Consider the following 12083-nt stretch of genomic DNA (forward strand, 5'->3'; position numbering starts at 1 on the left):
ATTAAATAACTCCAGTGAATAAAATAAAATTGAGCACTAACCAAATCAGCATGGTGCGCTGCATGGCATGAATAAATTTCTTTCTATCAGTTTTGCCAGACTTAAAGCCGCGATACACACTCCAGCCTACCCAGATGGCCCATGCGGTAATGATGATCATGCCGACGACAGCAATCAGCAGCGCTAAATAATCAGCACTAAAGCCAGCGCCATGTTCAAATGCGGATAAGACCTCATTCATCCATTTTCACCGTGTAATCCCCTGATAAGGGCGTAATAGGTAATGGAATGGGGCGGGAAGGGTAAAGGTACGCATCGATACCCGATTGAATATCGCGTAGATCACTGCGAAGGGCTCGGTAATTAAGTTGCCGCGGTGAACGGTAGTCCGCATGTTCCTCTGCGCGTTGAATTAAAAATTCGAGTTTGGAGAGCTGATCACTAATGGCGGCCAGTTCTTTTTTCTCATCCATAACGGATGCAGCATGAACCTGGGGCATGAATAAGGCGCCCAGAAAACTGGCAACAATGAGAGGGTGGCAACGCATGATGTTTCCTCACGTAAAATAGGTGAGGAAACGGTACAGAAAAGATTTTGAAAAGTACTGATTAGAATCCCATTGAAAAAAGATTCTGAAAAACGTATTTTTAGATTTTAACTTGGTATAATAAAAGGTTTTAATGTAGGAGAGGAATAAGTCTCGCACTTAACGAAAGTAACCCTGTTCGTTCTGTTCTAAATGATCCGCAACCAGAAATATGAACAGCCTCGAATCGAGCTACAATCGAGTATTAAAGTATCATACTGGTTGTTTTGATCATCGCACTGTCTCGACCATCACACACGTAAGTACCTACGCAACTCATTTTTGGACAAAAATCAGTTAGGGTTAGTGCTCTAAACTGCAAACTTCGCATAAGCTGAGTTCGATCAAATAAAGTTTCGAAAGTGTCTACTGAGTATGTAGCTATTCAGACAATATTCTTGATCAAGGCCGAAAAATGCAGAATATGTTTACCAACCAAACGAAATAATTACATAAAACCTCATAAATACATTAGCATGACTCAATCACGCAGGCAGCAAGGAGTTCATGTGAGTCAAGAAGACGAGAAATACCCAGCCAGCGCCATATCCTCGTGGAGCGGTTTCGTTTATCAAGGGAAAGTTGCGCTATATCACTCGCTTAAACTTATTTACGATGACGATTTAGACTTCGAGCTTCAGCTAGACAGTAGCGACGACTTTGCTATTTATAAAAATGGAAAGCTACATACCGCCCACCAAGTAAAAGCGAAGATTAGCAAATATCGTAGTGGCTACACCAAGGCACTAGAACAGTCCACTTTAATCGAATTTGACAAAATAGAAGGGACGACCCGTTACTTTCATGTATCCGTCCAACTAGATAATACAGATGATCACAAAGGCGCTAGCGGAGAAACAGTAAAATTTTATCGCTACGGAGATAAATATTATTGTGGACTGGGTGAAATTGAAGGGTTGACCAAAGGACTTATAAAAAAAATATGTGAGAAACAGTCCATCACTGTCAGTGATAACCTTATAAACTTTAACTACTGCTTACTGTCAGAAAAAATAAGCACCATCGCAATACATTGCCATAAACTAAATCAAGTTGACGGAGTCCGTGAAGCCAGAGCCGCATACGAGAATCGCATCAAAGCCAGTAGCCTTTTAGCTGATCTGCTTAACGAAAATCCCTATCAGAATAGGGACTACTATGCAGTTGAATTAAAGGCTAGGCTCCTAACCCATCTAGAAGAAAGGCTGGATCAAGCGCTACCAACAATGAGTGACGCCACTTATGAGAGAGCTAGGCGTTTGTGTGATCACATACGCGAAACGCCCATCAACGAATTAAAAACGCTATGCCAGATGATGAAGCCATCCGAGCGGTTTCAAGACGTTCAGACGAACGATATCAGGCGATACACCAAGCTCATACAGGCTATTTCGGTGGAGCCCATATTCAACCATCTCCCGCACTACCTCGACAGCAAAAATCGGTTCTACGTGCCTACAGCTCTTGACGTGGATGAAAGCGAAGAGTGTGAGTCTGACATGATCAATGAAATGAAAAACAACGGAGCTCTGCTGAGACTACTTTTTGAGTACAACCATCTAATCGCCAGCAAAGCGGAGACCTCATTCACCTTTAATACAAAATTCACAAACTCGGATGACTACGACAACAAGCAGACCACTGAAATGCTTGCAAGCAACATAACCAAGTCGCTATGCATTAGCGTGATAACAAAGGACGAAGCGGAGGACCGACTGAATGATAAAGCAACTCATTGATGAAGCACTTGTTGCCCATAATTTTGTGTGTAAACGCGAACTGGATACCACAAGCTTTTACATTCGCGAGTCTGGAACTGCCATCAGGTTCGCAGTCATACATAATCTTGACGACCTACCAGACCCGGGCGAGCTGAATAATAGAATTAATCACCTTGCACCTGAGAAATTTCTCAGAAATCCAAGCTTTAAGAAAAACTGCGACTTGATTTGCATTCATCGCCTTGATGTTCTGTCCGAGTTCAAGGATCACGAAGAAGAAATATTCGCTATCGAGGAAGACCCACATTTTTATAAAAAATACGTCCTCTATTACAGTATTGCAGAGGAAAGTGTTCTAACTGATTTTACGTACGACAAACTGGTATCTGTGATTGCAGACAAAAAGGAATTTCTTAACTACAAAGAAAATCCTCTTGTCGCCACACAATACAGCTTCGCGGCGAAGACCTTTATCAAGCTTCCTTTTTTAGAGCTACCTAGTCACCAAGGAAACCTTGTGTCCTTGAGGTTACAAGCAGTTGAGTCCGTTGCAGAAGCTGGCATGAACGATACATATTCGACTATCCAAACAGTAACAGACAAAAATGCCGACGAAATTATCAAGGAAATGATTAAAAATGAACTGGCAAATATACAAGATTGAAGTCTCTAGTTTCAAAGCATTCAAGCATATCTATTTGGACCTTGGCGAGTCGTCCTTGCTAACTTTGGACGGTCCTAACGGTTATGGTAAAACAAGCATCTTTGATGCAATGGAACTGCTACTCACCGGCCAAATCAGTCGAATACAAAACCTATTCAATACATTATTAACCAGAAACAAGAGAGACTACGCAGATAATCTCTTCTGGAACAATCGCTCCGGCGAGAACGATCTCTACATTAAAATTGAATTTATTAATGGTGAGCGCAAACTTGTTTTAGCAAGACATTGCCCAGTTGCTATATTCAAAAAACTAGCGAACAATCGTGCAGACAAGTATGAAAACTTTAAGCTTTACGAGCTGCCGGAATTTGAATCATCTGACTTTACGAAGATCAATCTGCGAGACAACAACTTCCTTGACGAAGTTTTCGGTAAAAACTTCAGGGAAAACTTCTCCTTCCTTAACTATCTGGAGCAAGGACAAAACCGACTGTTACACACTCGGGTAGACGAACGCAAGGATAAACTTGGAAACCTCTTTAACACCAGCGATATCGAAACCGAGATTGAAAACTGCAACACCATATACAATAAATTCACAAGGTACATCAACAATCCTGAACGCACGGGAAAAGCTTTATCACTTAAAGAAGAGATAGCCAGCTTAAAAGGCACATTGCAGGCAGAGACAAGTAACCTTGAGTACAAAAAACTCTCCACGACTGATGTCCAACCAATATGGGACAGGGAGATCCTATTCTCAACGTATTCAGCGGCAGATCATGCTGCCTATCAGGAATCAGTTCGCAAAATTATTGCTCTTCTACCGCTCAAAGCCACGATAAAAACCAGGGTTCACAACGAGACAATCGATGCCGAAATTGATCTCAATGAGGAATCCCTGAGAAGCTTGGCTCAGTTTGGTAAAGACTTAAACAAGCTTGATGTGCTTGATGCTATCAAGAAGATGATTGATGAGTTAGAGAGTTCAGCAAAAATCATCAAGCGCGGGGCTACGGCAATCAAACTCGAAGAAGCCCGATCATTACCAAACTGGGCGGATGGACGCCTTGAGTGGTTTGAGTTACAAATTGAATCCCGAAATAGCCTCCACGAAAAAAGCAGCACCAATGCGAACGTCGTAGCCGAATTGGAACGTCTGAAAAGACAGCTGATTGATGAACATAAGAAGTCCTATCCCGATGATCAGTTGTGCCCTCTCTGTGGCGCAGACTGGGAAGATCACAAATCAATGGTGGATGCCATTGACGCAAGAACCAAGCAGATCTCTGAATCACTAAGCAAAGACGGTAAGGACTTAGTTAACCTTATCGCTACTATGGGCGCTGAGCTGAAGCTCATCGACATCCATATCCAAGACAGTTTGAAACTTCTCAAGCCAACATTTGAACCCAATCTTCATGCAGAGCTGACCAAACTTAAGCTTCGGCTCCCGGCAATAACCCAGCTAATGGAAAAGCTGCAAAGCGACAAGATTCAATTTACTGACTCATTTACTGAAATTAATGAGGTAGTAAATGAGCGACTTGAAAAGCTCAAAGCGATTCTAAGGAATAAAAAACAGGTTGAAGCTGATGCATTAGCGCTGCCAGAGGACTGGCGAGAAACAACAAATAGCGCCTTTAAAGACTTGCAGGACTTCTACATAATCACGGCCGAAGACCTAAAGGACAAAGAGCTGTACATATCGATTAAAGCCAACGAGGCTCAAAATGCTCGTCTCCAAACCTGTATTTCCGATCTTAAACTTATCGAAAAAGAAACCCTAGCGGCCCAAAAAGCACAAATTAAAATCAAAACACTCCGCGACACACTGAAGGAGACAGAGCAAAGGTATACCGACCAGACAATTTCGGCTATTGAACTCATATTCCATATCTACAGTGGCCGACTGATCCAAAACTACCAGCGTGGTCTGGGTCTATTTATCGAGAGCCGAGACGGTACACAGCTGAGATTTCTGACTGCCGAGAAGTCTGAACACGACGCAGTCATGTCCATGAGTTCTGGTCAGGTGTCCGCTCTTAGCCTTGCCTTCTTTCTCTCACTCAACAAGGTCTATGCTAAGGTACCTCTCATCTTGATTGATGATCCGTCGCAATCTCTGGATGAAATCAACGTTGCTTCCTTGACCGATCTACTCCGTTGCGAACTCAAGCATTGTCAGTTGATTGTATCCTCCCATGAGGACGATATCTCTGCCTATATGCGCTACCGGTTTGAAAGAGCAGGCTTGAAAACAAGCTCACTCAACATGCAGCTATTGGCGAAAGATGCTTTGTAAAAGCAGCCCATGGCAAAACAGCAGTGCTGAGTGTCCGCGATGTTCATACGGATCAGTTGGCTATATTGAAGAGGGTATCTAAAAACAATAGGATCTGGTTTTACGCTTTCCTTCATTAGGTAAAGTATTCCAAAACCAGGTCTCTATTAATGTACCTTCTGTCGGTCATAACTTACTTTGGGGCATTTCCGATTTAGAAATGGCAGCAGTATCGACTGCGATCGCTGTCATTGTATGAGACTTTATTACTCTCCTACATTTAATGCGTGTTGATGGAAAGAGGGTGCTGACCCTATCTTTTGACTGAATCACGTTTATTTGATGATTTTAAAAACCTTTGCTTTAGCCGCTCTTTTACCAACGGCTTCAAGTGGCCAAATTTGCCAATCTGCAGACAGACCAGCACGGCTTTTCAAAAATTCGTCACCTTTGTAGTAAACAAATTCTTCACCATCAATCATCCAAACAGTTCGCTCTGTTGTACTTTCGATACATTCTTTCAGATCAGAGATTTTTTGGATGTCTATTGCTCGTTGCGAAGTGACTTTACTCATGTGCCCTCTGATCATATTGTCAATTAAACTGGCACTAAGTCGTTACCGCATTCATCAAAACAAAATACTTCAACGCCAATAAATTCGGCTATGGCCGATGCTTCTTGTGAGTTTTTTAAAAAAATTGGCGAATTCTGCCTAATTTTCAATTCAATGATATCGGTGCCATTCTTCGAGTCATCGATGACAGTTACCTGACTAGCGTCAAATGCAATAACAATGCGCTCCCCACATGCAAAAAGCCTAAAGCTATTGTCAACATGTTGAAAATCCTCGATAGTCAAAAGACCATCATCAGTCGTGTACTTGATTGCGCTTTTATATCTATCCTGCATGATACCCCTTCAAATCAAACGTTAATTTGGACTGGTTCAACTATCATCGTTAATTGATTGTTTTCAAAAATAGGTTTAAATCGAAAACCAATTAAGTAAAGGCAATTCATTAATTTATCTATACTGAATTTATCAATACGGCCATTGACTAAGTCACTCACTCTCGGCTGAGTAAGCCCCATATGCTTTGCTGCCTCTGTTTGTGACCACTGCTTTGTCGCTATAATGTCCCTGATAGCAATCATTAAGTCTGATCGGGTTTGAAGATCAGATGCGACTGCCTTGTCCTCAACGACGACATCAAAAATGTTTGGATATTCTAATTGCATACTCACCTCTGAATTGTTCAATCTGAAACCAATATATATCACCACATGTATATATACAAGTGGTGATATATATTATTTATTTAAATTATCTATCATTAATTTATATCGTTCAGACGCGGTTTTCATGGCCTGCCTATCAACACCGTTGGTCGTTTTGGTAAACGAATGCAAGATGTACACAACATCATTAAATTTTGCGACATAGATAGTTCTAAATGCTGGACGTCCATTCTCTATTAGCTCTATTGCGCCGAGACCAACAGTGTCTTTTAAATGTTTGTATTTGCTAAAAGGCTCTTTATTTTGACATATAGCGTTTAAATCGTTAGCAAAACGCAACTGAACTTTTTCAGGTAAACATTTAAATTCTTTAAGCGACTGATTATTAACAAACTTAAAAACTTTCATCGAAACTCCAAAGAAATCTTATAGGTACTTCTTGTAACTCGATACCATCAAACGGGTGATCATCCCAACAATGACGGCGCAGGGTAACAAAAGCCAAATAGGATGGATGGGCCATAAGCCTGGTAATACTAGCCAAGCTAACCCTGTGTACAGCATGAATTTTTGTAACAACCGCTTGCTGTGATAATGAATTGTGACATGCTCACGGTCTAAATGAGCTATACGCCGCTGCCTTACAACCAGTCCATCGAATAACCCCACAAACAAAGCCAGTAAAAATATAGGGTAAAAACTGCCTAACATGATCACTCTCACTAGCAGAGCGATTGTCGCAAACACCACACCATTCCAGTAAGGCTTAAATGAAGTAAAAATGCCAATAAACTCAATAGATGTCAGAATTTGGGCGTAATCAAAAATAGCAAGTACCTGGTTTATGATTTGCTGTGTTAGTTCGGGGAAGTCACCTTGTAATAACGTCAATTGCGCAAAAAAAACGGTCTTTGCATGTTCACCGACGGTCCATCCCCATAAATCCCCTAGACTCTCTAATAATACGAGTAACAGCCAAGCATAGAAAAGGTATTCAATGCATTGAAATGGTAATAAATACCAAGGGGTTACGGTATCTTCATTTTGTTGCTTTGTGTTTTTTCGCTCTTGTTTAGGCGGCATTATATTCAGCCTCATCTTCAAATGAATGACTGATACATTCATTAAATGCCGAGCTTTCCTGCAACCATTTATCGTGATCAATCACCGTTTTAGTGGTGTTATCCATATAATCGATAATGTCTTGTACATCATCGGGGATCATTTCGTCGCCAACGCTGCTTGGTAAAGGAAAGCGGAGCTTCCAAACCCGCGAACCCTCAAGCTCTGCAAATGCTTGTCCTATCGGTAAATTGGTAATGTCATTATCGTTGACCAGTAAAATCTCTTTGGCGGTTTTAGTGTCTTTATTCGTTGAGCTGTAACCACTTTCAGAGCCTGGAGAGTCAGTTGCACCGGAATCAGGGGTAACATCAAACACATTGACCTTGGCCATTCGGTCCGTCATGATTTTTGCCGTGGCGAGATCTCTTACGCGCATACAAATTAAACTATTAAAGTTACCTTTTGTTTGATTCGCCTTTGCCGCAGAGCCCAGTCTGGCTTCAATATCTGCTTCTGTTTGCGTGTAAGCCGTAACCACAAATTTTGCTCCCCTCGCTTTGTTCAAGATAGGAATAAATTCATCCCCGATCAGTTCGTTAAACTCGTCAGCGTGGATCATGATATTGCGAGGTTTAGCATTAGGAAGAACCATACCCGGTGAGTTGCCAAACTTATAGATTTCGCCGGCGAGACTACAGAGATCTGCAAACATACTATTACCAAATGCCGCAGCAACTGTAGTATCTGAAAGCGCATCAAGTCCCACATACACAACGCCACCACTTTGGATCACTTCACGCCAATCAATCACGGGCCTGTCATCCGCCGGAACGTAATCAGGACTGATGATTTCAGCGGTTTTTCCGGTGCCCAGCTTTTCTAGGAGTGGTAGTAAGGAGGCCACAATCTTGTCGAAATAAGTTTTGTCATATTGGATTGCACTGCGAAGGCCCAGCAATACATCATCGGTACTGGGGTGATCATTGAAGTATTCCTCGAGCGCGACCACTCGGTTAGGTCGCCCCTGCAGGTGTCTGGGAATATTTTTAGGATTGATGTTATTTTCAATTTCAACCACCTTGGCCATCGCATTCTTATCATGTTCAGGTAGCGTTTTTTGACAGTAATCGATGTATAGACTGTCAATGGCGGTGACATATTTCTGAATAGAGCGCATGTCAGGACGGGTATTGAGCGCGTTTTGAGCTCGTGCAATGATATTGACAAATCGCCATGCGAACTGTTTAAACGCAGCACTATTGCCGCCACCTTCAAGCTGGCCAGAGACTCGGGTCGCCACTTCTGTGATCCGCCCAAATCGCGCCACTGGGCTATAACGCGCACTCTTATCAGGATAACCGAGGTGAATAACATAGAATTGGTCTAATCGTCCGCTGCGTTCGCATTCGGCGTACATCCGTTTGAGCATGTCAGCATCGCCTTTGGGATCAAACATAAACACGACATCCCCGCGGCGAATATCTTGAGTAACTAAAATCTCAGCAAGCCTTGTTTTACCAACACCAGTGGTCCCCAGTACAAGCGTATGCCCAGCGCGAGCTGACATAGGTAATAGGCAATCTGTTTCTTCACTGACACCCACACCGTGCATTTTAGGATCGCCTCCGACGGGAGGCATAGGTGGGGCAGGATTAAGCCGCTTCATCACCGTATTGAATACCGCCATCGGATCATCAGGTTTAAACGGCATCTTGCCGGCTAACCAGCGACCAAGGGCATTTTTCTCATTATATGCCTCAATTAATCTGATCATTTTATAAAATGAAGACAGGCTAACGTATTGTTCTGCCCATTGTTGCCTTGAATCATACAGTCGCTGCGCATGGCGCGGTAAGAACAAGAACCCCTTACCAAGAAAGAGTTTGTCAGCATAAACAGGAATGTCTTTACTCGCGGCTACCCATGGCGGGAGCCGCATCAAGTTACGACGATATGCTAAAACTTCAAGCCCTTGCCAAAGACGAATAAATGCGGGCACCAATAAAGCGAGTATCACGTAAAGTCGCAGGGTTTGAGGTATTAGGAAAATATCTGGTCTCAAGTACAGTAGTAACGCGCACAGTATAAACATGGTGGCGCTGGCCAGTTCTTCTGCGGGGCGAAGTAGCCCTTCCATGTGTTTCATTGGCGTCACTCGTCAACACTAGAAGCAACTGGAACGTAATCAGGGCTGATGATTTCTGGAGTCTTTCCGTTACCCATTATTTTTACTAGTGGTAGTAAGGAAGCCACAATCTTGTCTAAATGTGATCTGTCATATTGGACGGCACTGCGAAGGCCCAGCAATATATCATCGGTACAGGGATGATCATTGAAGTATTCCTCAAGGGCGATCACTACGTTAGACCGCCCTCGCAAATGCTTGGGAATGGTTTCAGGGTTGATATTAAATGTAAGATCACGCACCTTGACCATGGCATTTTTGTCGTGGTCAAGAAGTGTTTCTTCACAGTAATCGATATACAGTTTGTCGATGGCGTCGACATGCTTAAGAGTCGAGTGAATATCTTGATGGGTATTGAGCGCATTTTGTGCCTGAGCAATAATGTTTACAAATCGACAAGCAAACTGATTAAAGGCTGAACTCGCATTATCGGCAGATATAAGTTTGAGCATAGTAGTTTCTCCATGAGGGTCTAAAATTAACGTTGGGGCGGTATGGATTTAGTTTTTATGTTGAATAAGGTTCAATAATCCTGTTTTCTTATGCGGCATGTTGGATATCCCCCAGATTAAGTAATTTGATAGTCGAATTGGCATATTTCTGTAGTGTTTTGCTCGCCACACCATTAGTAAGTGTGCGTAATTGATCAAACACTAAGTCACCAGTGCGGGGATGGACGTGAACGCCGAGGGTGGCTCGTTCGAGCTCTTTATTATTGAGAATGTGACGTAGTGAAAAAACGCGATATTGATTGTTAAAACAATCAAATCGATAACTGAAAACACAATGGTCGAGATCGCACCCCTCTTGATGTAAATCCTGGGCGTTGCTTATTTCTGAAATGCGAATGTCACCGAAATTGGTGCTGTACACCCTATCTTCTACTAATTGTTTGTCCCATTTTATCTGTGCAATCTCTTGGTTTTGTAACTCTTGTTGTTGTTTCGTCCAGCCATCGGCAAGGTTACTAAATGACACCCAGGTTTGATTTTTATGTAGCAACGGTTGATCAAATAAAAACCAATCAATGACATGCTCTAGTTGATTAAGCACGCGATCCCATTGGTCTTTGTGCTTAATAGGCTTCACTTTGCCTATCATCTGCTTGTGATAGATAGCCCATTGTGCAAACAACGAAAGGACTTGAGCCGGTTGTTCATGCAGTCGCAGAGGCAAGTTGAGTAATATCCTCAATAAACGGCTGCGAACCCAGATAGGATATTGCATGATCTGTTTATTTCTAATCAGCCATTTGGAACTATACAGTAGGTTGTGTATCTGTTGTTCACTCACCACTGGGTCTATTCTATGTGTGTCATTTTGCTCATCGTAGTAGATTGGGTCATTGTAGTAGGGGTCATTGATATGACTTATCACGCTGTTAAGGGTTGCGCAGAACGCGGCCGTGAATGTGATTGGCTGCGCTCTTAATATGCGGACATCCGCTTTCGTTAGTTCAAATTTGCAGTTTTGATTTACCAAAGGTAAGAAAACGCTGTTTGAAAACAATTCGGGATGAGCAAAATGCGAATCATCGATGAAGTTTAGTAAGGGTAAAAGTGATTTATTATTGAGCGCATGCTCAGGGTTCAATTTTAACTCTGTAAAATTATTCACCTCTTTTAAACCAATGTCCTTTAAACATATGCTGTTTGATGACTCTCTATTCTGGTAAAGGTAAATATGCCGAAAAATGCCGTACATTGGCCTACATTCAACAAACTCCCATGACTTTTTTACCACTAATTTCAACGCATTGAATTTGTGATAGTGTGGCACCGAGGCGTAAAGCTTATCGGTTATCGTTTTAATGTGGCGAGTCGGATTGGTGACATGTAAGTCACGCATTATATTTGTTAGGCACCAGCAATTAACATTTTCAAAAATATAGTAATGGTCTTTAAAACACAGCAGTGGCAGTGAAAAAAGCTTATCTGTTCTAACCCATTCCGAAGTCAGTGTTGAGTCGATGAAATTAACTTTCAGGCGCTCAAAAGTCAGTTTTTTGTCATTATGGCATTTGCTTATGCGCCACATTCCGCAGATTGTCAGCACAGTCTCAGTAGCTGTACTGGTCGCTAACGCTTGTCGTGTCACATCAAGTGATAGCAGATAATTGTGTAAGTCATTGATAGACTTACTTGGTAACTTATTTTTTCGGGTCATGGATATCTAACTCCATTACTTTGCATTCTTGACGCCACTCGATTTCTCGGCGAATACGCAAACGCCGCTGGCTTTCAGTGGTGGTTTTTATGGTTTCTTTTTTTGGGCGCGGGGATTTGAAGTTGTCATTGAATGAGCGCCATTCTGGTGAGTACATGGTTTCTCCTTT

General features: G+C 42.2%; 14 protein-coding genes. 3 read left to right on the forward strand and 11 right to left on the reverse strand.

Annotated features, from left to right (window positions below; translation table 11 throughout):
• Nucleotide 1: 1 nt before the first annotated feature.
• Nucleotides 2–241 (reverse strand): TIGR03758 family integrating conjugative element protein, encoded by a 240-nt coding sequence (locus tag AAA952_RS14220; RefSeq protein WP_014620974.1) that lies wholly within the window; start codon nucleotides 239–241, stop codon nucleotides 2–4.
• Entirely contained in the window at nucleotides 234–500 is a 267-nt protein-coding gene (locus AAA952_RS14225; RefSeq protein WP_445190382.1) for an integrative conjugative element protein, RAQPRD family, read from the reverse strand. Before AAA952_RS14225 ends, AAA952_RS14220 begins: the two co-directional genes overlap by 8 nt.
• A 596-nt stretch (nucleotides 501–1096) precedes the next feature.
• Here AAA952_RS14225 and AAA952_RS14230 point away from each other — a divergent pair.
• The 3 genes from AAA952_RS14230 to AAA952_RS14240 are packed head-to-tail and all read left to right on the forward strand — an operon-like array spanning nucleotide 1097 to nucleotide 5280.
• On the forward strand, nucleotides 1097–2326 hold the full coding sequence (locus AAA952_RS14230; RefSeq protein WP_338257943.1) for an ABC-three component system protein: 1230 nt from the start codon (nucleotides 1097–1099) through the stop codon (nucleotides 2324–2326).
• Nucleotides 2307–2972, forward strand: coding sequence for an ABC-three component system middle component 1 (locus tag AAA952_RS14235; RefSeq protein ID WP_338257945.1), 666 nt, complete (start codon nucleotides 2307–2309; stop codon nucleotides 2970–2972). The genes AAA952_RS14230 and AAA952_RS14235 overlap by 20 nt, the downstream gene beginning before the upstream one ends.
• Nucleotides 2947–5280, forward strand: a complete 2334-nt coding sequence (locus tag AAA952_RS14240; RefSeq protein ID WP_338257947.1) for an AAA family ATPase — start codon at nucleotides 2947–2949, stop codon at nucleotides 5278–5280. The genes AAA952_RS14235 and AAA952_RS14240 overlap by 26 nt, the downstream gene beginning before the upstream one ends.
• Nucleotides 5281–5594: 314 nt before the next feature.
• Here the strand turns inward: AAA952_RS14240 and AAA952_RS14245 are convergent, their stop codons facing one another.
• The 9 genes from AAA952_RS14245 to AAA952_RS14285 all read right to left on the reverse strand — a co-directional run bounded on the left by AAA952_RS14245 (nucleotide 5595) and on the right by AAA952_RS14285 (nucleotide 12071).
• A complete protein-coding gene (locus AAA952_RS14245) occupies nucleotides 5595–5834 on the reverse strand; it encodes a hypothetical protein (protein ID WP_014620967.1) in 240 nt (79 codons plus the stop codon).
• A gap of 23 nt (nucleotides 5835–5857) precedes the next feature.
• Nucleotides 5858–6169, reverse strand: a complete 312-nt coding sequence (locus AAA952_RS14250; RefSeq protein WP_131524891.1) for a hypothetical protein — start codon at nucleotides 6167–6169, stop codon at nucleotides 5858–5860.
• 14 nt (nucleotides 6170–6183) lie between these two features.
• Entirely contained in the window at nucleotides 6184–6498 is a 315-nt protein-coding gene (locus AAA952_RS14255; RefSeq protein ID WP_014620965.1) for a helix-turn-helix domain-containing protein, read from the reverse strand.
• A 72-nt stretch (nucleotides 6499–6570) separates the two neighbouring features.
• Complete coding sequence (locus tag AAA952_RS14260; protein ID WP_014620964.1) at nucleotides 6571–6906, reverse strand: type II toxin-antitoxin system RelE/ParE family toxin; 336 nt, start codon at nucleotides 6904–6906, stop codon at nucleotides 6571–6573.
• An 18-nt stretch (nucleotides 6907–6924) separates the two neighbouring features.
• On the reverse strand, nucleotides 6925–7581 hold the full coding sequence (locus AAA952_RS14265; protein WP_338257954.1) for a DUF4400 domain-containing protein: 657 nt from the start codon (nucleotides 7579–7581) through the stop codon (nucleotides 6925–6927).
• On the reverse strand, nucleotides 7571–9709 hold the full coding sequence (gene traD / locus AAA952_RS14270) for a type IV conjugative transfer system coupling protein TraD (protein ID WP_338257955.1): 2139 nt from the start codon (nucleotides 9707–9709) through the stop codon (nucleotides 7571–7573). The genes AAA952_RS14265 and traD overlap by 11 nt, the downstream gene beginning before the upstream one ends.
• Before the next feature lie 5 nt (nucleotides 9710–9714).
• Nucleotides 9715–10200, reverse strand: coding sequence for a hypothetical protein (locus tag AAA952_RS14275; RefSeq protein ID WP_338257957.1), 486 nt, complete (start codon nucleotides 10198–10200; stop codon nucleotides 9715–9717).
• Between the two features lie 88 nt (nucleotides 10201–10288).
• Nucleotides 10289–11914, reverse strand: coding sequence for a PcfJ domain-containing protein (locus tag AAA952_RS14280; RefSeq protein ID WP_338257959.1), 1626 nt, complete (start codon nucleotides 11912–11914; stop codon nucleotides 10289–10291).
• Entirely contained in the window at nucleotides 11898–12071 is a 174-nt protein-coding gene (locus tag AAA952_RS14285; RefSeq protein WP_014620960.1) for a hypothetical protein, read from the reverse strand. Before AAA952_RS14285 ends, AAA952_RS14280 begins: the two co-directional genes overlap by 17 nt.
• Between the last annotated feature and the right edge of the window lie 12 nt (nucleotides 12072–12083).

This window comes from Shewanella sp. M-Br (assembly GCF_036245925.1).
GTDB lineage: Bacteria > Pseudomonadota > Gammaproteobacteria > Enterobacterales > Shewanellaceae > Shewanella > Shewanella oncorhynchi.

Coding starts and splice junctions, on each gene's coding strand:
- AAA952_RS14235 (WP_338257945.1), top strand. CDS start 2,307: ATGATAAAGCAACTCATTGATGAAGCACTTGTTGCCCATAATTTTGTG.
- AAA952_RS14250 (WP_131524891.1), bottom strand. CDS start 6,169: ATGCAGGATAGATATAAAAGCGCAATCAAGTACACGACTGATGATGGT.
- AAA952_RS14280 (WP_338257959.1), bottom strand. CDS start 11,914: ATGACCCGAAAAAATAAGTTACCAAGTAAGTCTATCAATGACTTACAC.
- AAA952_RS14220 (WP_014620974.1), bottom strand. CDS start 241: ATGAATGAGGTCTTATCCGCATTTGAACATGGCGCTGGCTTTAGTGCT.
- AAA952_RS14275 (WP_338257957.1), bottom strand. CDS start 10,200: ATGCTCAAACTTATATCTGCCGATAATGCGAGTTCAGCCTTTAATCAG.
- AAA952_RS14245 (WP_014620967.1), bottom strand. CDS start 5,834: ATGAGTAAAGTCACTTCGCAACGAGCAATAGACATCCAAAAAATCTCT.
- AAA952_RS14260 (WP_014620964.1), bottom strand. CDS start 6,906: ATGAAAGTTTTTAAGTTTGTTAATAATCAGTCGCTTAAAGAATTTAAA.
- traD (WP_338257955.1), bottom strand. CDS start 9,709: ATGAAACACATGGAAGGGCTACTTCGCCCCGCAGAAGAACTGGCCAGC.
- AAA952_RS14265 (WP_338257954.1), bottom strand. CDS start 7,581: ATGCCGCCTAAACAAGAGCGAAAAAACACAAAGCAACAAAATGAAGAT.
- AAA952_RS14225 (WP_445190382.1), bottom strand. CDS start 500: ATGCCCCAGGTTCATGCTGCATCCGTTATGGATGAGAAAAAAGAACTG.
- AAA952_RS14255 (WP_014620965.1), bottom strand. CDS start 6,498: ATGCAATTAGAATATCCAAACATTTTTGATGTCGTCGTTGAGGACAAG.
- AAA952_RS14240 (WP_338257947.1), top strand. CDS start 2,947: ATGAACTGGCAAATATACAAGATTGAAGTCTCTAGTTTCAAAGCATTC.
- AAA952_RS14285 (WP_014620960.1), bottom strand. CDS start 12,071: ATGTACTCACCAGAATGGCGCTCATTCAATGACAACTTCAAATCCCCG.